Genomic DNA, 23,955 nt, shown 5'->3' with positions numbered 1-23,955 from the left:
TCAGGTCATCGGGGTGCTGATGAACGCTTGGAGGCCTTCGGCGCAGGCGGTGTATTGGGCGATGCGCGGGAAGCGTTCAGCGTCGATCTGATCGGGAACGACAAGGCCGGTGAAACTCCAGGCGACGGCGAGGGTGATGCCGTCCTGTTGCAGCGTCCCGTCAGTGGACAGTGGGTGTTTTTCCAGTTGGTGTTCCAGGGCGGTGAAAGCGGCGGCGAGCTGGCCTTCGACGCGCTCGACCCACGGCTGGTATTGAATGTCGGCCGGACGCAGGTTGCGTTCATAGTAGAGCTGCACGGCTTTTTCGCAGGCGGCGAGGCCGAGGCCGATCAGGCGCAGGGCTTTTACCCGTCGCGGCAGGTCCGTCGGCAGCAGGGTTTGGCCGGACAGGGCTTCGAGGTAGTCGAGGATCAGCGTCGAGTCGATCAGCACTTCACCATCGTCGAGGACCAGAGTCGGCGCCTTGACCACCGGATTGATCTGTTGGAAGCGCTCGAAATGGCGGAACACCGACACCGGGTCGTGTTCCAGTTCAATCCCCAGGCATTTGGCGGAGATCGCCACGCGACGCACGTAAGGGGAGTCCAGCATGCCGATCAGTTTCATGACGCGTTCCTTCAAGTCGAACCGGGGAGGGCATAACGTAGCTGAGGTTGGGAGGAATGTCAGTCCTGAGGGCGGACTGGTTTTGCCGTCGGCGATTGTAAAGAAATGCGACAAAGCGCCGCTCATCCGCCGTTTGTCTTCTATATACAGCCGCTCGACTGAATTTCTTGCTATAAACGCACTCCGATGAGCGCCGTGAAGCCTGTGTCAGAGCAGTTTCCGGGCTTTGTCGGACAAATTCCCGGTATTTAGAGTTGCTGAGGCCTCAAACGGGCCTTAGACTGCCGCCCCTTCGTAAATTGAGTGCCGGGTGGCGTTTGCAATAAACGATGCCTTTCCGATGACCGCAGGCGGTTCGCCGGAACGCTCCCTAATTCGCCTTAATGCACGTTTTTTATAGAGATATCAATGACAAAGGACAAGTTGCTGGCCATGCCGGCAGATGACTACATGAATGCCGAGCAACACGCTTTCTTCCAGGAGCTGTTGCAGAACATGAAAGTCGAAACCCACGAGCGCATTGAGCAGAACCGTATTGCCATCGAAAGCCTGGACACCCCGGCTGACCCGGCGGACGCCGCATCGGTGGAAGAAGAGCGCACCTGGCTGGTGAACGCGATCGATCGCGACCAGCGCATGCTGCCGCAACTCGAGCAGGCCCTTGAGCGTATCAAGGAAGACAGCTTTGGCTGGTGCGACGACAGCGGCGAGCCTATCGGCCTGAAACGCCTGCTGATCAGCCCGACCACCAAGTACTGCATCGAAGCTCAAGAGCGTCATGAGCAGATCGACAAGCACCAGCGTCAGGCCTGATTCCTGAGGCGACCCCTTCAATGCGGGTCGTCGCGAAAAGATCGCAGCCTTCTGCAGCTTTTGTTTAAAGCTGCAGAAGGCTGCGATCTTTGCTTTTTCTCGTCTGCCGGAAATCCTCCGCACCGTTCCATTGACCTGCCACAGACCCACGACTAACGGACCATGGATAATGGCCTTGTAGTGGCGTTTAATGCAGTCACAACAATGAGAACAAGCGTGGGGTCACAACATGACGAGAGATGGATCTCTGGTTGCAGATCTACCTGCACCAGTTGTTTTGCCGAAAAATCGCTGGCTGATGCCGACCCTTCAAAGCATCGCCCTGATGCTGGTGCTGGCCGGGATAAGCCTGGGTGAATGGCCCTTGTATGTGGGCATGCCATTGGCGGTGCTGATTGTATGGCTGCCGCGCCTGCGTGCCCGTGCCGTCGCCGATGTGCAACCCGTCGTCGGTAACGACGCGATGTCCGAGCTGACTCGCGACCTTTCCTACACCACCAGTCATAACGCGCTGTCGGCCGCCGGTGTGGCTTTTTCCGTCAAGGAACTGGCTGGCCGCCTGCAATCGCAACTCGACGCCGCCGCGCAGATCGTCAACAACGCCGAAGTGATGATTGCCACTGAGCAAGCCACGTCCCAGCTCAGCCGCGAAGCGCTGGGTGCCGCCAGTGAAGCCCATCACAGCAGCGCGGCGGGGCGCACCGAACTGGTGGATTCGATTTCGCGCATGCATCAGCTCAGTCAGCGTGCCAATGCCAGTCGCGAACTGATCGAGGCCTTGAGCGAGCGCAGTGATGACATCCAGCGCGTGACGCTGGTGATTCAGTCGATTGCCAGTCAAACCAATCTCCTGGCATTGAACGCGGCCATCGAAGCGGCCCGGGCCGGTGAGCACGGTCGTGGGTTTGCGGTGGTGGCGGATGAAGTGCGCGGTCTGGCGGCTCGTACGGCGACGGCCACTGGCGAAGTGGGCGAGATGGTCGCCGACATCCAGCAACGTACGGCGCAGGTGGTGGAGCAGATTCGTCAGCTCTCCGACGATTTGCATACCGGCGTCGAGCAGGTCGAACACACCGGTCAGCACCTGGAAAACATCGCAAGGCTGGCGGCCGGGGTTGAAACCCAGGTCGGCGAAATCGCCCGGGGCGCCGAAACCAATCGCGAACAACTCGACAGTCTGTTCACCGCCATCGAGCAAATGCGCAGCGATCTGGCGATCAGCGACCAACAGACCCGGCGCCTGGCCGAAGCAGCGGTGCAGATGGAAGGGCAGGCAGAAACCATCAGCGAACGCCTGGCCGAAGTCGGTCTGGATGACTATCACCAGCGTATCTACGACCTGGCCCGGGAAGGTGCGAGCCAGATTGCCGCGCGTTTCGAGGCTGACATCGAGCAGGGGCGGATCAGCCTCGAAGACTTGTTCGACCGCCAGTATCAGCCAATCCCGAACACCCAGCCCGCCAGGTTCCAGACCCGATTCGACCGTTACACCGATCAGGTGCTGCCGGCGATTCAGGAACCGTTGTTGCCGCGCCACGAAGGCCTGGTGTTCGCCATCGCCTGCACGCAACAGGGTTATGTGCCGACCCACAATCAGGCGTTCAGCCAGCCACTGACCGGGGATGTGCAGGTCGATACCATCAACAATCGCACCAAACGCAAATTCGCCGACCGCACCGGCATCCGCTGCGGCAGCCATCAGCAACCCGTGCTGTTGCAGACCTACACCCGCGATACCGGCGAGCTGATGCACGACCTGTCGGTGCCGATCATGGTCAAGGGCCGCCACTGGGGCGGATTGCGTCTGGGCTACAAACCGGAGAAGCCGCGGTGAGGCATTGTTGCCGGAACTGCAATTAAGCTGTGCACGCGCGTTGCTGTTTCCTCCTGATTCCAATCATTAACATGCCTGCATAGTTAGGTAGCTAATGAAAAGATTGGAGGTCAGCATGCAATGCAGAGTCGATGTCGCCGTGATGATCGGCAGTGGTGTTCCGGCCGGGCTGCGTGCGATGGGGCAGAGTGTCTGCTGGGTGGTGTTGCTCAACGGAGAGCGACGGGGCACGGCGTTCGCCAGTCGTGACGAAGCGGAAGAGTGCAAAGCCGCCTGGCTCGCGCAATTGGGCGACGAGCCCGGAGACTGCGTCCATTGATCGAATTTATTTGCCTCTGTGCAGGCGTACGTTGAGTTCGTCGACCATCACGGCTTCCTCGCCATCGGCACGCAACCACTCCTTGAGCAATTGGGCCTGCTGCGGGCTCCAGAAATCGGCGTCGATCAGTTTGGTCTCGGCATCCAGCGGATGGGCTTCGATGAAGTCGTCTATGGCCATTTCCTCCGAAGGCAGCCCTAATTGATCGAACAGGGTTGTCAGATTGTAGGCAGGCAGTTCCATGGTGTGCTCCTTGGCGGGTGGGGTGGTCGATCACTCTCTTTTATCTGAGGGGGACGTTGGGCAGGAGTTCGATTCGTGATTCCAGCGAACGCGCAAGCGCACACGCGGCATTGTGATCTTCACGGAAACCTCTTACGCGGCCGGTCGACTTTTCCTTGATATGGAAAAAGGCGTTTCCGGCGAGAATCACTTGAAACTGGGGCTCCCGGCCCGAGGAGTCGGGTGCGGAGTCAGTACCAAAGTCAGGGTTATTCAAGTCAAAGGGTTGTTCGTAAGCCACGGCAAAATGCGTCAAAGTGCACATATGAAGTCCTTTTCATGGATTGACCCGCATTTACAGACGGTTGCGGGTAGTCGCGAGCAGCGTCGCTGCTCTAGAATCGCCAACACCTGTTGACGGCATGGCGTTATCTAAAGCAATTTTTTGCGTGCGATATGTCGGAAAAGTGCTTTTCTTGGTGAGTTTTTTCCCTAAAGTTCGTAGTCAGTTTTCTCTGGCCGACCGTGAAGCTTTTTCCTTCAACATTTGGAGAACGTCTTTGCAGGTTTCGCGAGTGCCATTCCAGTAGTCTTGTGAACCTCGCGCTGAATGAGCTCTTTGCTCGCTCAGGCTTTTATCCGAGTCATTGCGCAACACCATCGGCCTGGCCGTTTTTACTGTCGTGCGCGTTTTCCGCGTGCGGCACTCTTTCAAGTGTGGGGATGTTTCTTTGGCAGTCAGTAACCTCGATATGCATGCTTTGTTCGTGCTGGGTGATTTGCGGGCAAAGCTGGTCAAGCAGTTCCAATCGCGTTTTGTTTACATCACCGAGCAAAACGCTGAAGGCATTTACGTTGCCGAGATCGACACCGAAAGCGCATTGGTGGTCGACGACAAGCCTGGCCTGAAGCTCAAGGTCGGCGATCACTTCAGCGCTTCGGTATTGCCCAGCCGTGAAGGCGGCAAGATGGATATCCGTTTTCGCGAGATCAAAATGACCGTGTACGGTCTGGGCGACTATGCCTTTGTCAGCACGGCCGACGGCCATGCCATCGTGTTCAAGGAAGGCCATAGCGCGGTCACCGTGTTTGCCGCCAATGAACAACTGCAGGAAGGCCTGACCAAGACCCTGAAAGCCGTTACCGCCAAGGCTGCCAAATGGCGCAAGGGCGAGCTGGTGACCTTCAAGGCCAGCGAGTGATGACGGTGAGTCGCGCCGATTTCCATTTGCAGAACCTCGACAGCGCCCGCGACGAGGCCCGGCGCCTTTTCGATGCCAGGGCCGAGTTGAAGGGCGTCTGGCTCGGTTGGGTCGCCTCGCAGATCTACGCTTTGCAGCCTGCCGAGTACGCCAGCATGGTCAGACGCGAGCTGCAACGCTTGCAGGAAATGTCTGAAAAGTAGCCTCGCCCGTGGCATGCCCCTGAAAAAGCAGGAACCTCGTCTACAGTCAGTTGACTGAGTATTCAGAGGCTGGCGGACTTCTGTCAGGCCTTCCTGCTATTGCTGCGAACAGCACGAGGTGCAAAGCATGAACGGATTTCGACGGTTGCTGGGCGCTTGTCTGGCCACATTCGGTTTGTTGACAGCGGTGCCAGCGGTCAATGCCGCACAAGCGCCGATTCACTTCGCCGACCTGAACTGGGAAAGCGGAAGCCTGATCACCGATGTCCTGCGGATCATCGTCGAGAAAGGCTACGGCCTGCCGACGGACACGCTGCCGGGCACCACCATCACCCTGGAAACCGCGCTCGCCAACAACGACATCCAGGTGATCGGCGAGGAGTGGGCGGGGCGCAGTCCGGTGTGGGTCAAGGCTGAAGCCGAAGGCAAGGTTGCCAGCCTGGGCGATACGGTCAAGGGGGCTACCGAGGGGTGGTGGGTGCCGGAGTACGTGATCAAGGGCGATGCCGCCAAAGGCATCAAGCCAATGGCGCCGGACCTGCGCAGTGTCAGTGATCTGAAGAAGTACAAGGATGTGTTCAAGGATCCGGAGAACCCGAAAAAGGGACGGTTCCTCAACAGCCCGATCGGCTGGACATCGGAAGTGGTGAACAAGCAGAAGCTCACGGCTTATGGGTTGCAGGATGACTTCACCAATTTCCGCAGCGGCTCCGGTGCGGCGCTGGACGCCGAAATCAGTTCATCGATCCGCCGGGGCAAACCGGTGCTGTTCTATTACTGGTCGCCAACGCCGTTGCTTGGCAAGTTCAAACTGGTGCAGCTGGAAGAGCCGCCGTTCGACGCCGAGGCCTGGAAGACCCTGACCGACGCCGATAACCCCAACCCGAAACCGACCCGTTCACTGGCGTCGAAACTGTCGATCGGTGTGTCCACGCCATTTCAGAAGCAGTATCCGGAGATCGTTGCGTTCTTCAGCAAAGTCCATTTTCCGATCGAGGACCTGAACAAGGCGCTGGCCGAGATGAGCGAGAAGCACACGCCGCCAAGGGATGCGGCGCACGCGTTCATGAAAGCCCATCCGGATGTGTGGCAGGCGTGGCTGCCGAAGGATGTGGCGGACAAGGTTCAGGCAGGTCTTTAGATTTGAGGCGAGGAAGCCTGCTCCCTCGCCCGACCCAATCAGAACCGGGTCTGTACGGCCAGTTCAAAGGTGCGTGGTGTGCCCAGGTAATACGCCGGCGACACATGGGCGAATTCGGCATACACCTCGTTCGTCAGGTTGCGCACCCGCCCCGTGACAGTGGTGTGTGCGTCGACCTTGTAGCTGAGGAAACTCCCGAACAACGTGTACGACGGCACGGTCATGGTATTGGCACTGTCCGCATACACCGACGCCACATACCGCGCATCGACCCCGCCTTGCCATTGTGGGGCGAAGTCATAGGTCAGCCACAGATTGCCGACCCGGTCCGGCACGTTGGTCGGTGTGTTGCCCTTGCGTGAAACCACCCCACCGGCGGCGTTCTTTTCGTTGAACTCATCGTACTCTGCATCGACCCAGGCGAAGTTGACCTCGGCCAGCAGCCTGTCGGTGATCCGCAGTGAGCTGGCAATCTCGATACCCTTGGACGTCTGTTGGCCAACAGGAATGCTGTTGGTCGGGTCCAGCGGATCTGTAACGGCAAAGTCCTTGCGCTCGATGGTGTAAGCCGCGACCGTCGCCGAGCCACGTCCGTTCAGGTAGTCGAACTTGCTGCCGATTTCCCATTGCTTGCCCGTTGAAACATCGAAGTCCTGAGTACCGTTGGGTTGTTCGGCGGCGGTGCTGTATTGCGCGTAGACATTGGCTGATGGCGTGAATTGGTAGGTCAGGCCGACACGCCCGGTGACCGGCTCCCAGCTGCGCTTGAGGTGGCGCGGGTTGCTCGCCGTCACCGTGCGATGGTTGGTCACGTCCAGATCGATGTCGTCATGGCGCAGGCCAGTGAGCAACGAAAGTTTGTCGGTCAATGCCAGGCGGTTTTCAGCGAACAACGCTTTGGTGGTGACCTCGTTGGTCTTGTCGCTGACAAAACCCGGATTCGTGCCCGGTATGTCGTAGAAGTGTCCCGGGCGATAGTTGTTCGGATCCACGGTGCTCGCGCCTTTGACGTTGAGTGGCGAGTTGGTGGTCTGGTTGACCTTGTACTCGAAACCGCCGGACCAGGTGGTGTCGAGGCCGAACAGGCTGTTGTCGTGGCGCAGTTCGAACTGGTTGCCGTTCTGCTCGCCCTGGTGTCGCACCTGATACGCAGTGGAGCGGTTCACTGCGCTGTTGTCGGCGTTGTATTGATAGGTTTCCAGGTTGCGGTAATCACGCTGGCTGTCGAGGTGATAGAGGGTGTTGCGCAGGGTGGTGCTGTCGTTGATCCGGTAGTCGATGATCGAGCGTACCCAGATTGTCCGTTGCTCGTAGCGGCCGTCTTCGACGTTGTAGTTGTTGAAGCGATTGTGCTTGTCGATCCTCAATTCGCCGCCCTTGGGGTTGAGCACCGGCGTGCCCCAGTACGGGCTGTCTTCGTGTTCGTCCTGATATTCCAGGGCCAGGGTGTGCGACAGGTTCGGCGTCAGATCGCTGAGCAGCGAGAACGCCACACTCCAGGCATCGCGTTCCTGGCGGTCGATGTAGCCGTTGCTGGTGTTGTGGCTGACGTCGAGGCGCGCGTAGTGCTGCACGTCGGCACCGGGTTCGGTCAGCGCGTGGTTGAGTCCGAACGCGGCTTCGGTGGTGTCGTAGGTACCGTAGCTGACCCGACCTTCGGCGGCCTGCTCGTCGCGCGTGGCCAGTTTGGTCACGTAGTTCAGCGAGCCGCCGACCGAGCCTGCACCATTGATCAGCGACGACGGGCCGCCGACCAGTTCCACCCGGTCATAAATCCACGAATCCACCGGCCGCGCCAGCCCGCCGGAGACGTTGACGCCGTTGAACATCTGGGTGATCTGGCTGCTGGTGAAACCGCGATAGGAGACGAACCCGCCAAACCCCGGCGGCGCACTGGCGTTCACCCCCGGCAAGGTGTTGGCCGCGTCCTGAAAGTTTTGCGAACCGTGACGTTCGATGTCATTGCGGTTGGCGATGGCCACTGAGGCCGGAGTGTCACGCACGCTGAGGCCGAGGCGCGAGGCCATGCCGCTGGACTGGTCGAGGCTCAGGCCCGGTTCGGCGCCGGACTCGCCATCAATGGTGATCGGCGCCAGATCCACGGTGGATTGCGCCCAGACGTTGACGGACAGGCAGCCGCACAGGCTCGCCAGCAAGGTAAGTTGTTTCATCGTTTGAATCCTGAATGCTTGTTCTCGGAGTCAGCGCACAGGCGAACGCCGCGCGTTGGCGCAGTGGGCTGACAAATCAAAAAGGCAAAGACACTCAGGCGAGCGGTGGGGCGCGGGGGTTGGCCGAAGGCCAGATAAAGCGGGCAGGGAGGTTGATGCTGACGATGACCGGCAGCGGCGGGCTGTGTTGTTCCGGCAGGATCGCCAGCGTCAGGCTGGAGTTGAACGCCGGGCCCATGCCGCCGGTGGAGCACAGCGGACAGCCAAAGGCCTTGGCCAGGGTCGGCAGTTTTTCTTCGGCGGGATTTGAGGCCAGCGGCGCCTGGGTGCTCGGGTCGACGGCGCAGAACTGGCCACCGATTCCGTTGAGCTGCATCCCGACCATTTGTCCGTGACCGATGCTGCAGGCGAACACGTTGAACAGGACGCAGCAATAGAGCATCCAGGCCAGCATTGAGCGATCGGTACGGGTGAATTTCATGGGGCGGCACTTTACCGCACCGCCGATCGGTCGTGCACATGGAAAAATGCCGACTAGGATGTTTTGTTCAAATCCCTTTAAAGGATTCTCGACCATGACCTTTGTGTTGGCTCAATGGCTGGTGACGATATTTGCGGTGATCAGCCTTATGCATGTGTATTGGGCGATGGGTGGGCAGTGGGCGGCCGTGGCGGTGGTGCCACAGGTTCCGGTGGATAACGGCGGACTGACGCTCAGGCCGGCTTTCAAGCCTTCAGGCTGGATCACGCTGGTGGTGGCGGCAGCCCTGCTACTGATTGCCGCATTGGTGTGCATGCGGGTGGGATGGTGGCTGCCCGCCGTGCATCACTGGGCGCTGCAATGGGTGATCAGCGCGATTGCGCTGCTGATGTTTGCGCGGGCGATTGGCGATTCGGAGCTGGTGGGTTTTTTCAAGGAAGTGAAGGGGTCGCGGTTTGCCCGGCTCGACACTTGGGTTTACTCGCCGCTGTGTCTGATATTGGGAGCCGGGCTGTTGGCTGTCGCCTGGATCTAGCTGCCGGTTTCAGTACGCCGGCTGCTGACCTCGGCCGGCACATCATCCCCGGCCATGCGCTTGCGGAACAACGCCGCTCGCGCCAATAGCAAGGTGGTCACCGGCACGGTGATCGACAGAAGAATCGGGATCAGCCACGCGTGCAGCACCGGCCCGGACTTGAGCGCGGAAAAGCAGATGATCGATGCCAGCGCCACGCACCACGCGCCGAGGGTCGAGGCCAGCGCCGGAGGGTGCATGCGCTGGAAGTAGTCCTTCATCCGTAACAGGCCGGTCGCGCCGATCAGGGCAAACACACCACCGAGCACCAGCAGGATCGCCACCGGGATTTCCACCCACAGAGACAATTCAGCGTTCATTCGATCACCTCGCCACGCAGCAGGAATTTGGCCAGGGCAAACGAGCCGACGAATCCGAACAGCGCGATCAGCAGCGCCGCCTCGAAATAGGTGTCGCTGGAGTAGCGAATCCCCAGAGTCAGCATCATCAGCATGGCGACGATGTACAGGTAGTCCAGTGCGAGTACCCGATCCTGTGCCGATGGCCCTTTGAACAGGCGAATCAGCGTGAGCACCATCGCCAGGGAAAACAGGAACAGCGTCAGCAGAATCGCGTTCGACAGCAGCGGGCTCATTCGAAAATCTCCATCAACGGCTGCTCGTAAGTGACCTTGAAGTGCTGGATGAATTGCGCTTCGTCATCCAGGTCCCAGACGTGCAGCAACAGAATGCTGCGATCCAGCGCCAGTTCCGACCATACCGTGCCGGGCACGACCGTGCAGATCATCGACAACGCCGCCAGGCCATGGGCATCGCGCAGGTCCAGCGGCACCTTGATAAAGCGCGAGCGGGGCGGACGGCGACCGGCGTTGAGGACGCCCCACGCCACTTGAAGGTTGGAGACGATCACGTCACGCCCGACCAGCAGAAACAATCGCAGGATGGTGCCCGGGCGGCGGATATGGATCTGTTGCGGGCGCAGCTTGCGCATCATCAGCGGGGCACAGAAACCGAGTACGGCACCCAGCAGCAGGTTGCCCGGGCTGGCCGACAGGTTCAGCACCAGCCACAGCAACCACAGCGCGAGCGACAGCCACGGAGCAGGAAACAGACGCTTCATGGTTGCACCTCCAGCAGCGCAGCCTTGGCTTCCGGGCTCGGCACGGCGCGGGTGCCGAGCACCGCCATCACATATTGCTGCGGATTGTTCAGGGCATCTGCGGCGGCCTGGGTGTAGCGCAGCAGCGGCTCGGCCTTGAAAGTCAGGGCGATGCTCAGGCCCAGCAGCAGGAAAATCGGCACGCATTCGAGTTTGCGCAGCACCGGCGACGGGCGCTCTTCCGGTGACCAGAAACGCTGGATGCCCAGGCGCGAGAAGGCCATCAGCGAACCGAGACCGGTGAGGATCAGCAGAGCCAGCAAACCCCAGGCGGCCATCGAGATCGGTTCGTCGGAACCCAGACCCAACGGATTGAGCAGGGCGCCGATCAGGCTCAATTTGCCGATGAACCCTGATAGCGGCGGCATGCCGATAATCAGCAGCGCACAGGCGATGAAGCTCAGGCCCAGGAAGGCCATGGTCCACGGAATCACCTGGCCGACCACGGCTTTCTGGTCATCATCCAGGTTGATGCCTTTGACTGGCCGCTGCCATTCTTGCGGACGCGGCAGCAGTTCGTTCTCGTCTTCCAGCGGTACTTCGATGGCGGTGCGCGAACGTTCGATCAGTTCCGCCAGCAGGAAGAGTGCGCTCAGGGCCAGGGTCGAGCTGACCAGATAGAACAGCGCCGCGCCGATCAGGTTCGGCTGGGCGAAACCTGCGGCCGACAGCAGAATCCCCGCCGACACCAGAATGCTCAGGCTGGCCATGCGCTCCAGGCGTTGTGCGGCGATGATCGCCACGCCGGCGCAGAGCATGGTCGCCATGCCGCCGTAGATCAGCCAGTCGCCGCCAAAGTAGGCCGAGGCGCCTGCCTGCCCGGAGAACAGCAGCGTCCACAGGCGCAGCAGGGTGTAGACGCCGACCTTGGTCATGATCGCGAACATCGCCGCTACCGGTGCGCTGGCCGAGGAATAGGCCGGCACGAGCCAGAAGTTCAGTGGCCACATTCCGGCCTTGGCCAGGAACGCTACTGCCAGAATGGCCGCGCCAGCATGCAGCAAGCCACGGTCGGCTTCCGGTACCAGCGGAATCTTCATGGCCAGGTCAGCCATGTTCAACGTGCCGGTGACACCATAGATCAGTGCTGCGCCAATCAGGAACAGCGACGAGGCCAGCAGGTTGATCGAAATGTAATGCAGCCCCGACGACACCCGCGCCCGTCCCGAGCCATGAAGCAGCAAGCCATAGGACGCGGCGAGCAGCACTTCGAAGAACACGAACAGGTTGAACAGGTCCGCTGTCAGGAACGCGCCGTACAGGCCCATCAACTGAATCTGGAACAGCGCGTGAAAGCTCGAACCTGCGCCGTCCCAGCGGGCCATGGCGAACAGCAAAGCGCTGACACCGATGATGCCGGTCAGCACCAGCATCAGCGCCGACAGCCGATCGACTACCAGCACGATGCCGAACGGCACCTGCCAGTTGCCCGGCAGGTACACGCCGATGGAACCGGGCACGCCGGTGGTCTGGGTCCATTGCAGCAACATCACCGAGATGCCCAGGCCAAGCAGGCTGGAGAACAGGTTGATTTTCGCCTTCAGCGGACGGTGCTTTTCACCGAGCATCAGCATGATGGCAGCCGTCAGCAGCGGCAGCAGAATCGGTGCGGCGATCAGGTGTGTCATCGCCGTCATTCCTTGGGCTCCCTTCCGTCAACGTGGTCGGTACCGGTCAGGCCCCGCGACGCGAGCAGCACCACCAGAAACAGCGCGGTCATGGCGAAGCTGATGACGATGGCCGTCAGTACCAGTGCCTGGGGCAGCGGATCGGTGTAATTGAGTAGGTCCTGCGGTACGCCGTCCTTGATGATCGGTTCTTTGCCGATGAACAGGCTGCCCATGCTGAAGATGAACAGATTGACGCCGTAGGACAGCAGGCACAGGCCCATGACCACCTGGAACGTCCGCGGACGCAGGATCAGCCAGACGCCGGAGGCAGCGAGCACTCCGATGGCGATTGCGATGACTTCTTCCATCAGACGGCTCCTTTGATGGCAGCGGTTTTGTGGCCCCTGACTGACTGGTGGGCGAGGGCAGTGAGGATCAACAGCGTCGAACCGACCACCACTGCATACACGCCGATGTCGAAGAACAATGCGCTGGCGACATGGATGTCACCCAGCACCGGCAGACTGAAGTGCCAGGTATGCGTGGTGAGAAACGGATAACCCGCCAGCATCGCGCCGAGTCCGGTGACCGTGGCGAACAGCAGTCCGGTGCCCATCCAGCGCAGCGGCCGCAGACTCATTTGAGCCTCGACCCATTGGGTGCCGGCGACCATGTATTGCAGGATGAACGCCACCGACATCACCAGACCGGCAACGAAACCGCCCCCCGGCTGGTTGTGTCCACGCATGAACAGATAGAAAGACACCACCAGCGCAATCGGCAGCAGCAGGCGCACCAGCACCGCCGGCACCATCATGAACCCGAGCGCGGTGTCGCTGGCCGAACGCGGGTTGACCAGATCGGTGACCACGTCCGGTGCCAGCAGGCGTTGCTGGGCGGGCAGTTGCAGGCTCTCTTTCGGTGGGCGGAAGCGGCGCAGCAGGGCGAATACAGTCAGCGCCACGGCCACCAGCACGGTGATTTCACCGAGGGTGTCGAAACCGCGGAAATCCACCAGCATCACGTTGACTACGTTGCTGCCGCCGCCTTCAGGCAAGGCACGGCTCAGGTAGAACGAGGAAATGTCGTTCGGAGTCTGCCGGGTCAGCATCGCGTAGGACAGCAAAGCCATACCCCCACCGACGGCGATCGACAGCAGCAAGTCGCGCAGGCGCCGGACCCGGGCCTTGCGCAGGCTGCTCGGCAACGGCGAAACCTCTTCGATCCGCCGTGGCAGCCAGCGCAGACCGAGCAGGATCAGCACCGTGGTGACCACTTCGACTACCAATTGCGTCAGGGCCAGATCCGGTGCCGAGAACCAGACAAAGGTCACGCAAGTCATCAGACCGCAGACGCTGACCATGGTCAGGGCGGCGAGACGGTGATACTTGGCCTGCCACGCGGCGCCGAGGGCGCAGGCGATTGCCAGCAGCCACAGGGTCACGAACACGATGGAACCGGGGATTTTCGGCCGGTCGCCCCAGCTCAGGCTGCTGTGCAGCATCGGGATCAGCCCGGCGAGCACCGCCGCCAATACCATCAGGAACAACTGGGTTTGCAGGCGTTTGGTGCCGATTCGCCGCTCCAGGCGTCGAGCCAGGCGCATCATCGCCACCAGACTGCGTTCGAACATTCGCTTGCCGTTGAGGCGACCCGCCAGCGGCGGATACTTGAAGCGGCCGCGCTTGAGCTGGTTGCGTAGCAGCAGATACAGCACGATGCCGCCGGACATGGCGATCAGGCTCATGATCATTGGTGCATTGAGGCCGTGCCAGATCGCCAGGCTGTATTCCGGGAGCACGCCGCCGACTACCGGCAGTGCAGCGGCAGCCAGCAACGGGCCGACTATCTGGGCCGGGAAGATCCCTACCAGCAGACAGGTGAACACCAGCAGTTCCACCGGAGCACGCATCCAGCGCGGGGGTTCGTGCGGGGTGTGGGGGAGATCGGTGGCGGTGGTGCCGAAGAACACGTCGACGGTAAAGCGCAGCGAGTAGGCCACGCTGAACGTACCGGCGATGGTCGCCACGATTGGCAAGGTCGCTTCAACCCAAGCGGTGGCATTGATGAACACGGTTTCGGCGAAGAACATTTCTTTCGACAGGAAGCCGTTGAGCAGCGGCACGCCGGCCATGGACGCGCTGGCCACCATCGCCAGGGTGGCGGTGAACGGAATCAGTTTGAACAGACCGTTGAGCTTGCGGATGTCGCGAGTGCCGCTTTCGTGGTCGATGATCCCGGCGGCCATGAACAGCGAGGCCTTGAAAGTCGCGTGGTTGAGAATGTGGAACACCGCCGCGACGGCGGCCAGTGGACTGTTCAAACCCAGCAGCAGCGTGATCAGGCCGAGGTGGCTGATGGTCGAGTAGGCCAGCAGTCCCTTGAGGTCGTTCTGGAACATCGCGCAATACGCGCCAAGCAACAGCGTGGCGGCGCCGGCGCCACTGACGATGTAGAACCATTCTTCGCTGCCGGACAGCGACGGCCACAGGCGGGCCAACAGGAACACCCCGGCCTTGACCATGGTCGCCGAGTGCAGATAGGCCGAAACCGGTGTGGGCGCCGCCATTGCGTGGGGCAGCCAGAAGTGGAAGGGGAACTGGGCGCTTTTGCTGAGGGCGCCGATGAGGATGAGGGGAAGCAGGATAGGGTAGAGGGCATGTGCGCGAATCAGATCGCCGGCGGCCAGGACCTTGTCGAGGTCATAGCTGCCGACCACATGGCCGAGGATCATGACCCCCGCCAGCAGACACAATCCCCCGGCACCGGTAACCATCAACGCCATGTAGGCGCCGCGGCGCGCGTCGTGGCGGTGGTGCCAGTAGCCGATCAACAGGAATGAGAAAAGGCTGGTCAGCTCCCAGAAGAACACGATCTGGATCAGGTTGCCGGAGATCACCAGCCCGAGCATGGCGCCCATGAACGCCAGAAAGAACGCAAAGAAACGCGGCACCGGATCGTCCGGCGACATGTAATAACGGGCATATAAGGAAACGAGGGTGCCGATGCCCAGTACCAGCATCGAGAACAGCCAGGCGAAGCCGTCCATGCGCAGGACGAAGTTCAGGCCCAGGCTGGGCAGCCACGTGAATTCTTCGCGGATCACGCCGCCGTGGGCGATCTGCGGGTACAGCATCGCGACCGAGACAGTGCCGATCAGTGCGACCAGACCTGCGAGCAGGGATTCGGCGTTACGTGCGTTGTGCGGCAGCACGGCTGCCAGACAGCTGCCCAGAAAAGGCAGAAGCAGTAGAACTATCAGGGACATAGGCTTCTAATCTGCGGAAGTTTGTGAAGCATCATACGTGCCAGCTCCCGGATCGCCAAACGCGAGGATGTCTCTGAATCCTACAAAGTAGCCGTAAAACCCCCGTTCAGCCTTCGGTCTCGTGCTCCAATTCTTCCGTGACCGTTTGTGTCTCTTTACCTTTGGTCTTCAGTTCACTGACGATCACTGCCGCCACGATCAGTCCCGCACCCACCAATGCAATCGCTGGCAGACGCTCTCCGGCGATGCGTCCGACGATCCCCGCCCACACGGGCTCACCAGCGTAGATCAGGGTCGCGCGGGTTGGCGAAACACTTTTTTGTGCCCAGTTCATCGCCACCTGAATTGCCGCACTCATCGCGCCCAGGCCCAGGGCGGTGCTCAGCAACAACCACGAGAAGTCCGGAATCGTCTCTCCGGTCGGTACCACCATCAAAAACGACAGCACCGAAGTCGTCGCCAGCTGCACCACGGTTACGCGGCGCACATCGACCTGACCCGCATAGGTGCTGATCAGAATGATCTCGGCCGCTATGGCAATGGCGCTGATCAGCGTGGCGATTTCACCTGGGCTGAAATTCAACGAAGCGCCGGACGGCCCCGACAGCAGCATCAACCCGGTAAACGCCAGCATGATGCCGATGCTCGGCATCAAACCCGGGCGCCGGCCCAGCACCAGCCATTGCAACAGCGGCACGAACGGCACGTAAAGCGCGGTGATGAACGCCGACTGACTGCTGGGAATGCTCTGCAAACCGACGGTCTGCAAGCCATAACCGAGCATGATCGCCACCCCGATAAAAGCGCCGGCCTTTAGTTCGAACAGGGTCAGTTCGCGCAAGTGTTTCCACGAGAACAACGCAACGATGCTCGCGGCGGCGGCAAAGCGCAGACCGACGAAAAACATCGGGCCACTGACGGTCATCGCGTGCTGCACCAGCAGAAAGGTGCCGCCCCAGAGCATGGTGATCAGCACCAGCACGCACTCGGCTTTGCTGAACCGGGAAAATCGCAGGGGAGTTTGAGTGGAGTTAGCTGACGTCATGACCTTGCGTACTTTTAAGGAGGGGACGCACAATGCGCCAAATGTTGCGCAGTATACTGCCCAACCCCAGCCAGTGAGCAATATAGTGCACAGAGATTCCGTTCAGCGGGCTTCGGTCCTGCAACACGTCAGCCAGAACGTCCGACGCCTGCGCCACGCCGCCGACATGAGTCAGACGGCCCTGGCGGAAAAGTCCGGGGTCAGCCGGCGGATGCTGGTGGCCATCGAGGCCGGCGAGAAGAATGTCAGCCTGACCACCCTCGACCGCGTCGCCGAAGCCCTCGAAGTGGCCTTCAGCGATCTGATCCAGGCCCCGGACAATCGCGATCCGGGTCGTATCAACGAACTCGCCTGGGCCGGCAGCATCCCCGGCAGCAAAGCCGTTTTGCTGTCCAAGGCCAACGCCACTCGCGCGGTGGAACAGTGGGAATGGTGCCTGCAACCGGGCGAGGTCTATCCCTCGCAACCGGACGCCGACGGCTGGAGCGAGCAGATTTTTGTGTTCGAAGGCTGCCTGACGCTGATGCTCGGCGATCAACCCCAACAGATCGCGGCCGGGGAGTTTTTCATGTTCGCCAGTAACCAGCCGCACACCTATCGCAACGATGGGGACGTGGCCGCGCGGTTCGTGCGCAATGTGGTGATCTGACTGTTGCAGGGCCGACAGCGGATAAACAGTTTGCTTCACCCTGCGTGCAGACTGCTTTAAGTTGTTATCTCAATCTATTGATAAATAAAGAATATATATTCAGGCATGACTCCTGCTAAGGGTTCTGGATCCTCATCCGGAAACCACGGAGTCGCCTCATATGCGGGTGCCGGAGTTGCAGAGGCGCGGTGTCTACAAGACCGAGTACGCGCCGGGGACCTTGCGCGAGAAACTGTTTGGCGAGGGGCCAGGTTGCCGGAGATCCCTCCGGGCAGCGGGTATCGAAACCTGGGCGAGCTGCATCGGCAGGAGAAAAAAGTCGCGTCCGTCTAGACGCCTTCGCGGCGTCTGCACGACACTGACTTGAGCAAACCCTCAGCAGCGAGAACGGCATGACTCAAACCGATACGACCGCACTGCGTCACGCTGACATCCTGATTGTCGGCGGCGGCCTCAGCGGCACGATGCTGGCGGTGCAATTGCTGCGTTTGCCGGGGCGCAGAAAGATTCTGGTGATCGAGCCCCGGGCCGAACTGGGCCGGGGCGAAGCGTACAGCGCGGTGGAACTGGGCCATACGCTCAACGGCAACGCGGCCCGGATGAGCGTTGATCCGGACAATGCCGATGATTTGACCCAATGGCTGACCGCTCACATTGCCGCTGGCGGTTGGCCGGAGTCGGATCAGCAGCATGTGCCGGTCAGCGAACTGTTTCCGCCACGGGGGCTGTTCGGTGTGTACGTGCAGCAGCGTCTGGCCGAAGCGCAGCAGGTGGGCGCGCAACACGGGTCGACGGTCGAGCATGTGCGCGCCGAAGTGGTCGATGTTCAGGCTGCCAGCGATTCCGTGCAGCTCACCTTGAATGACGGTCAGCAACTGCACGGCGCTTTTGCAGTGTTGGCGACCGGGATGTTCCCGGCTGCCCGCACCCCTCAAAAAGAATCCAGCGGCCTCAATGCAGCGGCGCTCGATCCGTGGGATGTCGCGGCCATGCGTCAACTCGATCCGCAATCCACGGTGCTGATCATCGGCTCCGGCCTGACCATGGTTGATGCCGTGGTCTCGCTGGAACAGGCCGGGCATCGCGGGCCGATCGAGGTGTTTTCCCGGCACGGGCTGCTGCCCCATGTGCGTCGACAACCACCGGCCTGGGCGGATTTCCTTGCCGAGGACCACGGTATTCGCTCACCACGTCAGCTATTGCGCGAGTTGCGCCGGCATTGCAAAGACGCAATCGCTCAGGGTATCGACTGGCAGGCGCCGCTGGACACGGTGCGCGCTCATATCGGCCGGCTGTGGAGCCAGGCCACTGATGTGCAACGCCGGCAATTCGTGCGGCATGTGCGGCCGTGGTGGGAGAGCCATCACCATCGCTCACCGCCGCTGAGTGCGGAACTGGTCGAGCGTCTGCACCGCGAAGGGCGCCTGCAGATTCATGCCGCTTCTTATAAAGGACTTGAACAGGTGTCGGGTGCAGGCGTCGGTATCCGCATCCGTCGTCGGGGCGAAAATGCAACTTGCGTGGTGCAAGGCGCGGCGCTGATCAATTCCAGTGGTATCGAATACGATTGGCGCCGGGTCGATCGGCCTTTGCCGCAGCAGTTGCTGGCCCGTGGGCTGGTGCAACCGGGGCCGTTGGCGCTGGGGATCGCGGCGGCAGAGGATGGTGCGGTGCAGGATGCGCAGGGGAAAGCGTCACAAAGACTGTTCGCGATGGGCCCGCCACTGAGAGGGATGTGGTGGGAAAGTACGGCGGTGACCGATGTTGCGTCGCAGGCCAAGGCGTTGGCCACGCGGCTGGTGGCTCAATAGTCGTAGGCGAATCCGGAATCGTTTTGCGCGACGTAAAGATTCTGCTCCACACTGCCACGGGCCTCACGGTCAATGCCAACGGTGTCGACATTCACGGTACCGGTCATGGCGACAGCCGGCCCGTGGCCATGTGCGCTGGCGATTGCGGCGGAAGTGGCACCGATCAGGGCGACGATAAACCCAAGGGCAATGAAGTCTTTCATGGGTCTGTACCAGAAAGTGGGAGGAAGGTGACTGCCACTTTAGGGCGACCGGCGCCAGAAGAAAAAACACCTTTTCAGATAGTTGTTATCAAAGACGTTGATGCGTGATCAGCGCGGCACGGTGATCCGGCCCAGGTGATCGGCCTCGCGCAGGCTGCGTACCGGTGGCTGTCTTGGGGAAACAGCGGGGCTTTTGTGTCAGAGAACAAGGCTTATCGTTAGTGATCGCTGCGGGGGCAGAGCGCCCCCGGCAGGAATCGACAACAGCCGGTACAAATGATCAGTAGCGCTGGTACTTGGAACCGAACTCGGGACGGTTCTCGGCGACCAGCACGCTGCGGGCGGAACGTTCGCGCAGTTCCTGCAAGCGGTCGGCACCAACCTCGGCGACGCGCTCATGCAACTCCTGCAAGCGGTCGGCGTCACCTTCAGCCACCCGCTCACGCAGTTCCTGCAAGCGATCCGCGCCACCTTCGGCAACGCGATCCTTCTGCAGGTTTTCCGAACCGTATTCGGCGATCAGCGGCTGGGAGCTGGCGGATGCCAGGTCGGCCAAAGCCAGGCCGCCGAGCAGGCTGAGTGCGAGTACCAGGGATTTAGTGGACTTGAACATGGTGCTTCTCCTTGCGTTTGAGATGAGTGAGCCAGTGCTTTCTGGTGGGTTCATTCAATCGCGAGGGTGTATCGCTGATATGTGGTGATGGGGCCCGAAAACACGGGTTACGTATCTGCGCGGCGAATTTATACAGAGCGATACAAATCCATCAGGATTCGGCGCCCGTTTCCAGGCCGAGGACGCGGTCGGTCTGGTCGTCGCGGGCGGTGAGCATCAGGATCGGGATGTGGTGGGTTCACACTCTTTTTGTGGAAGCGAGCTTGCTCGCGAAAGCGGTCTGTCAGTCAACAATGATGCTGAATTCGATGGCGCCTTCGCGGGCAAGCCCGCTTCCACAATGTTGTGGGGTGCCCTGAAGAACGGGTCTTCAGGGCTTGTACATTGATGGTCAGGACACCACGCGGTAGCACGGCACATACGCCGCGCCGCCCGGCAGTTTCATCCGGTGCTGGGCGACGAAGGCTTTGAGCAGCAGATCGAGGGGCTGCATGATCGCGGCGTCACCACGGATCTGGTACGGCCCGTGTTCCTCGATCAGGCGGATGCCCTTGTCCTTGACGTTGCCGGCGACGATCCCGGAAAACGCGCGGCGCAGGTTGGCCGCCAGTTCATGGGGTGGCTGGTCGCGGTGCAGCTTGAGGTTAGCCATGTTTTCGTGGGTCGGATCGAACGGGCGCTGGAAGCCTTCGTCGATCTTCAGCAGCCAGTTGAAGTGGAACGCGTCGGCGCGCTCGCGGCGGAACTGCTTCACGGCTTTGAGGCCCGCGGTCATCTGCCGAGCCACTTCGACCGGGTCGTCAATGATGATTTCGTAGTGCTGCTTCGCTGCCTCGCCGAGGGTGGCGGTGACGAAGGCGTCCAGTTGTTCCAGGTACGGCGCGGCGTGTTTCGGCCCGGTCAGGATCACCGGAAACGGCAGGCCGGCGTTGTCTGGGTGCATCAGGATGCCCAGCAGGTACAGGAATTCTTCGGCAGTGCCGGCGCCGCCCGGGAAGATGATGATGCCGTGGCCAACGCGGACGAAGGCTTCCAGGCGTTTTTCGATGTCTGGCAGGATCACCAGCTCATTGACGATCGGGTTCGGCGCTTCGGCGGCGATGATGCCTGGCTCGGTCAGGCCCAGATAGCGACCGCCATGAATCCGCTGCTTGGCGTGGGCGATGGTCGCACCTTTCATCGGGCCTTTCATCACGCCGGGGCCGCAGCCGGTGCAGATGTCGAGGCTGCGCAGGCCCAGTTCGTGGCCGACTTTCTTGGTGTATTTGTATTCTTCGGTGTTGATCGAGTGACCGCCCCAGCACACGACGATCTTCGGCTCGACGCCCGGGCGCAGGGTGCGCGCGTTGCGCAGCAGGTGGAAGACGTAGTCGCTGATGCCCTGGGAAGTGCTGAGGTCGATGCTCAGGGCATCGAGTTCGTTTTCGGTGTAGACGATGTCGCGCAGGGCGCTGAACAGCATTTCCCGGGTGCTGGCGATCATTTCGCCGTCGACGAAGGCGTCGGCCGGGGCGTTCAGCAGTTCCAGGCGCACACCGCGATCCTGTTGGTGGATGCGGATTTCGAAGTCCTTGTAGGCTTCCAGAATGGTTTTTGCGTTGTCGACATGGGCGCCGGTGTTGAGGATGGCCAGGGCGCACTGGCGGAAGAGGGTGTAGGTGCTGCCGGTTCCGGCCTGGCTCAGTTGCTGAACTTCACGTTGGGAAAGGGTTTCCAGGCTGCCTTTTGGGCTGACCGAGGCGTTGATTACGTGTCGTTGGGTCATGCAGTGATCCTTAAAACGATGTCATTGCCGGCTGGCCAATGGCATCCGAATAGAGTGTATCCATGAATGAAGATGGCACGATCTGCGTGGTATCGCCATGTCCCCCGCTGGACGATGAAAAGATGAAAAGGAGCTCCAGCATAGCTAAATCCGCCTCAGAGGCGATAATGCGCCAGCCTCTTTTTATTTCAAGCCATGGAAGCCTGTCGCGATGTTCGAGATTCAACCGATCGATGCCATTACTTATCGCCAGCAGACCCGGCGCAGCACGCTGATCATCGCGGTGTTGTTCCTGGTGTTGGCGATGGCATTCTCGACCGTGGCGGTGGCGCTGTTCGGCGAGCCGGGCGGGGATAATCTGCGGTTCAATGTTGGCGGGGTATTCGGCGCATTCCTGCTGACGGCGGCGTTGCTGCGCGGGCGTTTCTGGAACCAGACCTGGATGGCCCCGGCGGTATACGGCTGGCGGCTCAAGCGCAGCCTGATGAGCGTCACCAATGTCATGCATCAGGTGACGGCGGCGGTTGAGGCGGGCGATCCGACTGCGATGAAGGTGCTGCGTTTCTATCACCTCGGCCTGACGCAAATGCATGAACTGGACGGCAACTCCAGCGATCACGCGCAATTGAATCGGGAAGTCGAAGCGCACAAGACACGGATGCAGGCGCTCGGTCTGGACACCGATCAGACGCGCCTCGATCCGGCCTGGCTGGACGCTTTGAAAGCGCGCTAAAACGGAATGCGTGCGGCGCGACGCAGTTGCCACTGGCGGATCAGGCGCCCGTAGACGAGCAGGTTGATTGCGAGTACCACGCTGCCCAGCGCGAGTTGAATCTGCGGGGTAAGTCCCGCCGGGTAGATGATCGGCCAGACGTAATGCTCGATGAAACCGCCGGCATATTCGGTTTGCCCGGCGGCGTGGCGCATCAGGTTTTCCCAATAGGTCAACGGGCAGGTCAGGTGCAGTACCTCGACCATCACGCCCCAGGTGGCGGCCGGCAGATGTAGCCATGCCACTCGATGCCACTTGAGCACCAGCAGCCCGCCGAACAGCACGAACAGAATGAACGAAAGGTGAAACAGCACCAGCCCGTCGGCGGCAATTCGATACAGCATGTCGTCTCCCTGACGCAGATGTGAATGGCTGCAATGGTACGCCGGTCGGCGGCTCATGGCAGGGCGAATTCTCGCAACTGAGCAAGATTGTTCAAGCCAGCCGATGGCGTTTGCGGGCAGAGTCCGGGGTCTTGTCTCACGGTTGAAGAGTGTTATGTCTGACTCATTAATGCCGCGCAGTGCCTTTCTTCGCGGAGCCGCGGCGATCATGCCGCTATCCCTGGCAACTGCGCCGTGGGGGCTGTTGGCCGGCTCCATGGCGATCGAAGCCAACCTCACGCCGCTGCAAGGGCAGGGCTTGTCCACCATCGTGTTTGCCGGTGCCGCGCAACTGGTGGCGATCGGCATGCTCAAGGGCGGCGCGGGGATTTTCTCGATTCTGCTGACCACCTTGCTGTTGACGTCGCAGCATTTGCTTTATGGCATGAGCATGCGCCACGTGATCTCACCGTTGCCGGGGCGCTGGCGTGTCGGCCTTGGTTTTTTGCTCACTGACGAACTGTTCGCCCTGACCAGTCAGCACGACCGTCAGCAGTTCAACCGCTGGTACGCCCTCGGCGTCGGCCTGACGTTCTACATCGCGTGGAACCTCTTCACCCTGGCTGGCATCGTTCTGGGCAGCAGTATTCCGGGGCTTGAGCACCTGGGTCTGGACTTCTCGATTGCCGCCACATTCATTGCACTGATCACACCCGTGGTGCGCAATGTGCCGACAGTGGTGTGTGTGGCGGTGTCGCTGTTCTGCTCGGTGTTGTTCAGTTACTGGCAGTGGGGTTCGGCGCTGGTGCTGTCGGGACTGGCGGGAATGATGGCGGGGTTTGTCTGCAACAAGCTGTATCGGGAGCGCACATGATGGTCTGGGCAGTGATTTTCGGCATGGGAATTCTGGTGTTCCTCAACCGCTACGTATTTCTCGAACCTCGATTGCCGGTGCGCTTGAGCAGCAACGCACGACAATTTCTGGGTTTCGCCGTACCGGGCATGTTGACCGCGATTTGTGGACCGATCGTGTTCATGCCGGACAAACAGCTGAATCTGCAGTGGGACAACCCTTATCTGCTGAGTTCGTTAGTGGCCATCGGACTGGTGATCTACACACGCAATACGTTGCTCAGCATGCTATTGAGCATGGCGTTCTTCTTCCTCTTGCGCTGGTGGCTATAAGTTGCGGGTGTTCTACGCTTGAAAGA

Annotated in this window: 28 protein-coding genes and 1 pseudogene; 13 read left to right on the top strand and 16 right to left on the bottom strand. The window is 60.7% G+C overall.

What is annotated here, in order from left to right:
* Positions 1 to 606, bottom strand: coding sequence for a glutathione S-transferase (locus C6Y56_RS16370; protein WP_169430763.1), 606 nt, complete (start codon positions 604 to 606; stop codon positions 1 to 3).
* A 408-nt stretch (positions 607 to 1,014) separates the two neighbouring features.
* Between C6Y56_RS16370 and C6Y56_RS16365 the strand changes: the two genes are divergently transcribed.
* From C6Y56_RS16365 to C6Y56_RS16355, 3 genes are all read left to right on the top strand, one after another.
* Complete coding sequence (locus C6Y56_RS16365; RefSeq protein WP_039767046.1) at positions 1,015 to 1,419, top strand: TraR/DksA family transcriptional regulator; 405 nt, start codon at positions 1,015 to 1,017, stop codon at positions 1,417 to 1,419.
* A 229-nt stretch (positions 1,420 to 1,648) separates the two neighbouring features.
* The gene (locus C6Y56_RS16360) at positions 1,649 to 3,253 is read left to right on the top strand and encodes a methyl-accepting chemotaxis protein (RefSeq protein ID WP_169430762.1); all 1,605 of its coding nucleotides are present in this window, start codon (positions 1,649 to 1,651) and stop codon (positions 3,251 to 3,253) included.
* A 115-nt stretch (positions 3,254 to 3,368) separates the two neighbouring features.
* On the top strand, positions 3,369 to 3,572 hold the full coding sequence (locus tag C6Y56_RS16355; RefSeq protein ID WP_169430761.1) for a hypothetical protein: 204 nt from the start codon (positions 3,369 to 3,371) through the stop codon (positions 3,570 to 3,572).
* A 6-nt stretch (positions 3,573 to 3,578) separates the two neighbouring features.
* On the opposite strand, the gene C6Y56_RS16350 is transcribed toward C6Y56_RS16355, so the two are convergent.
* Together C6Y56_RS16350 and C6Y56_RS29245 are read right to left on the bottom strand one after the other, a co-directional pair.
* Positions 3,579 to 3,815 (bottom strand): DUF2789 family protein, encoded by a 237-nt coding sequence (locus C6Y56_RS16350; protein WP_169430760.1) that lies wholly within the window; start codon positions 3,813 to 3,815, stop codon positions 3,579 to 3,581.
* Between the two features lie 40 nt (positions 3,816 to 3,855).
* Positions 3,856 to 4,119 (bottom strand): hypothetical protein, encoded by a 264-nt coding sequence (locus C6Y56_RS29245; protein ID WP_249314302.1) that lies wholly within the window; start codon positions 4,117 to 4,119, stop codon positions 3,856 to 3,858.
* 406 nt (positions 4,120 to 4,525) lie between these two features.
* Between C6Y56_RS29245 and C6Y56_RS16345 the strand changes: the two genes are divergently transcribed.
* From C6Y56_RS16345 to C6Y56_RS16335, 3 genes are all read left to right on the top strand, one after another.
* On the top strand, positions 4,526 to 4,996 hold the full coding sequence (locus tag C6Y56_RS16345; protein ID WP_085711422.1) for a hypothetical protein: 471 nt from the start codon (positions 4,526 to 4,528) through the stop codon (positions 4,994 to 4,996).
* Positions 4,996 to 5,199, top strand: coding sequence for a hypothetical protein (locus tag C6Y56_RS16340; protein WP_169430759.1), 204 nt, complete (start codon positions 4,996 to 4,998; stop codon positions 5,197 to 5,199). The genes C6Y56_RS16345 and C6Y56_RS16340 overlap by 1 nt, the downstream gene beginning before the upstream one ends.
* A 127-nt stretch (positions 5,200 to 5,326) precedes the next feature.
* Positions 5,327 to 6,340 (top strand): ABC transporter substrate-binding protein, encoded by a 1,014-nt coding sequence (locus C6Y56_RS16335; protein ID WP_169430758.1) that lies wholly within the window; start codon positions 5,327 to 5,329, stop codon positions 6,338 to 6,340.
* A 38-nt stretch (positions 6,341 to 6,378) separates the two neighbouring features.
* Here C6Y56_RS16335 and C6Y56_RS16330 read toward each other — a convergent pair whose 3' ends face one another.
* Both C6Y56_RS16330 and C6Y56_RS16325 read right to left on the bottom strand, forming a co-directional pair.
* Positions 6,379 to 8,511, bottom strand: coding sequence for a TonB-dependent receptor (locus tag C6Y56_RS16330; protein ID WP_169430757.1), 2,133 nt, complete (start codon positions 8,509 to 8,511; stop codon positions 6,379 to 6,381).
* Positions 8,512 to 8,605: 94 nt separating this feature from the next.
* Positions 8,606 to 8,992, bottom strand: a complete 387-nt coding sequence (locus C6Y56_RS16325; protein ID WP_169430756.1) for a DUF2946 domain-containing protein — start codon at positions 8,990 to 8,992, stop codon at positions 8,606 to 8,608.
* Between the two features lie 94 nt (positions 8,993 to 9,086).
* On the opposite strand from C6Y56_RS16325, the gene C6Y56_RS16320 reads away from it, so the two are divergent.
* Complete coding sequence (locus tag C6Y56_RS16320; RefSeq protein WP_007950535.1) at positions 9,087 to 9,527, top strand: DUF3995 domain-containing protein; 441 nt, start codon at positions 9,087 to 9,089, stop codon at positions 9,525 to 9,527.
* Here the strand turns inward: C6Y56_RS16320 and C6Y56_RS16315 are convergent.
* From C6Y56_RS16315 to C6Y56_RS16285, 7 genes are all read right to left on the bottom strand, one after another.
* The gene (locus tag C6Y56_RS16315; RefSeq protein ID WP_169430755.1) at positions 9,524 to 9,886 is read right to left on the bottom strand and encodes a Na+/H+ antiporter subunit G; all 363 of its coding nucleotides are present in this window, start codon (positions 9,884 to 9,886) and stop codon (positions 9,524 to 9,526) included. The two genes, C6Y56_RS16320 and C6Y56_RS16315, sit on opposite strands and share 4 nt — an antisense overlap.
* Positions 9,883 to 10,161: a K+/H+ antiporter subunit F gene (locus C6Y56_RS16310; protein ID WP_003225959.1), complete on the bottom strand. Its 279-nt coding sequence runs from the start codon at positions 10,159 to 10,161 to the stop codon at positions 9,883 to 9,885. Before C6Y56_RS16310 ends, C6Y56_RS16315 begins: the two co-directional genes overlap by 4 nt.
* Positions 10,158 to 10,646 (bottom strand): Na+/H+ antiporter subunit E, encoded by a 489-nt coding sequence (locus C6Y56_RS16305; protein ID WP_169430754.1) that lies wholly within the window; start codon positions 10,644 to 10,646, stop codon positions 10,158 to 10,160. The genes C6Y56_RS16310 and C6Y56_RS16305 overlap by 4 nt, the downstream gene beginning before the upstream one ends.
* Positions 10,643 to 12,322 (bottom strand): monovalent cation/H+ antiporter subunit D, encoded by a 1,680-nt coding sequence (locus C6Y56_RS16300; RefSeq protein WP_169430753.1) that lies wholly within the window; start codon positions 12,320 to 12,322, stop codon positions 10,643 to 10,645. The genes C6Y56_RS16305 and C6Y56_RS16300 overlap by 4 nt, the downstream gene beginning before the upstream one ends.
* Positions 12,319 to 12,663, bottom strand: coding sequence for a Na+/H+ antiporter subunit C (locus C6Y56_RS16295; RefSeq protein WP_003192163.1), 345 nt, complete (start codon positions 12,661 to 12,663; stop codon positions 12,319 to 12,321). The genes C6Y56_RS16300 and C6Y56_RS16295 overlap by 4 nt, the downstream gene beginning before the upstream one ends.
* A complete protein-coding gene (locus C6Y56_RS16290) occupies positions 12,663 to 15,563 on the bottom strand; it encodes a monovalent cation/H+ antiporter subunit A (protein ID WP_169430752.1) in 2,901 nt (966 codons plus the stop codon). Before C6Y56_RS16290 ends, C6Y56_RS16295 begins: the two co-directional genes overlap by 1 nt.
* A gap of 106 nt (positions 15,564 to 15,669) precedes the next feature.
* Entirely contained in the window at positions 15,670 to 16,608 is a 939-nt protein-coding gene (locus tag C6Y56_RS16285; protein WP_169430751.1) for a DMT family transporter, read from the bottom strand.
* Between the two features lie 85 nt (positions 16,609 to 16,693).
* Here C6Y56_RS16285 and C6Y56_RS16280 point away from each other — a divergent pair, with 85 nt between their 5' ends.
* From C6Y56_RS16280 to C6Y56_RS16270, 3 genes and pseudogenes are all read left to right on the top strand, one after another.
* Complete coding sequence (locus C6Y56_RS16280) at positions 16,694 to 17,257, top strand: helix-turn-helix domain-containing protein (RefSeq protein WP_169430750.1); 564 nt, start codon at positions 16,694 to 16,696, stop codon at positions 17,255 to 17,257.
* Positions 17,258 to 17,423: 166 nt separating this feature from the next.
* Positions 17,424 to 17,590, top strand: a pseudogene (locus tag C6Y56_RS16275) (5,10-methylene tetrahydromethanopterin reductase); the annotation flags it as partial.
* 59 nt (positions 17,591 to 17,649) lie between these two features.
* A complete protein-coding gene (locus tag C6Y56_RS16270) occupies positions 17,650 to 19,068 on the top strand; it encodes an FAD/NAD(P)-binding protein (protein WP_169430749.1) in 1,419 nt (472 codons plus the stop codon).
* On the opposite strand, the gene C6Y56_RS16265 is transcribed toward C6Y56_RS16270, so the two are convergent.
* The 3 genes from C6Y56_RS16265 to ppnN form a co-directional block, all read right to left on the bottom strand.
* Positions 19,062 to 19,271 carry a hypothetical protein gene (locus C6Y56_RS16265; RefSeq protein ID WP_134826386.1) on the bottom strand — a complete coding sequence of 70 codons (210 nt, stop codon included), beginning with the start codon at positions 19,269 to 19,271 and terminating at the stop codon, positions 19,062 to 19,064. The genes C6Y56_RS16270 and C6Y56_RS16265 overlap by 7 nt on opposite strands.
* 280 nt (positions 19,272 to 19,551) lie before the next feature.
* Positions 19,552 to 19,884 (bottom strand): hypothetical protein, encoded by a 333-nt coding sequence (locus C6Y56_RS16260; RefSeq protein WP_169430748.1) that lies wholly within the window; start codon positions 19,882 to 19,884, stop codon positions 19,552 to 19,554.
* 391 nt (positions 19,885 to 20,275) lie between these two features.
* Complete coding sequence (ppnN, locus tag C6Y56_RS16255; RefSeq protein ID WP_169430747.1) at positions 20,276 to 21,649, bottom strand: nucleotide 5'-monophosphate nucleosidase PpnN; 1,374 nt, start codon at positions 21,647 to 21,649, stop codon at positions 20,276 to 20,278.
* A 211-nt stretch (positions 21,650 to 21,860) separates the two neighbouring features.
* On the opposite strand from ppnN, the gene C6Y56_RS16250 reads away from it, so the two are divergent.
* Positions 21,861 to 22,382, top strand: coding sequence for a DUF3087 domain-containing protein (locus C6Y56_RS16250; RefSeq protein ID WP_169430746.1), 522 nt, complete (start codon positions 21,861 to 21,863; stop codon positions 22,380 to 22,382).
* Here the strand turns inward: C6Y56_RS16250 and C6Y56_RS16245 are convergent.
* A complete protein-coding gene (locus C6Y56_RS16245; RefSeq protein WP_169430745.1) occupies positions 22,379 to 22,765 on the bottom strand; it encodes a DUF2784 domain-containing protein in 387 nt (128 codons plus the stop codon). The genes C6Y56_RS16250 and C6Y56_RS16245 overlap by 4 nt on opposite strands.
* Positions 22,766 to 22,919: 154 nt before the next feature.
* Here C6Y56_RS16245 and C6Y56_RS16240 point away from each other — a divergent pair, with 154 nt between their 5' ends.
* Both C6Y56_RS16240 and C6Y56_RS16235 read left to right on the top strand, forming a co-directional pair.
* Positions 22,920 to 23,618, top strand: a complete 699-nt coding sequence (locus C6Y56_RS16240; protein WP_169430744.1) for an AzlC family ABC transporter permease — start codon at positions 22,920 to 22,922, stop codon at positions 23,616 to 23,618.
* Positions 23,618 to 23,929, top strand: coding sequence for an AzlD domain-containing protein (locus C6Y56_RS16235; RefSeq protein ID WP_164872179.1), 312 nt, complete (start codon positions 23,618 to 23,620; stop codon positions 23,927 to 23,929). Before C6Y56_RS16240 ends, C6Y56_RS16235 begins: the two co-directional genes overlap by 1 nt.
* Positions 23,930 to 23,955: the final 26 nt, after the last annotated feature.

This window comes from Pseudomonas fluorescens (assembly GCF_012974785.1).
In the GTDB taxonomy this organism is placed as follows: Bacteria; Pseudomonadota; Gammaproteobacteria; order Pseudomonadales; family Pseudomonadaceae; genus Aquipseudomonas; species Aquipseudomonas fluorescens_BT.
The sequence above is the reverse complement of the archived record's forward strand: the minus strand, read 5'-3'. Positions and strand labels throughout refer to the sequence as shown.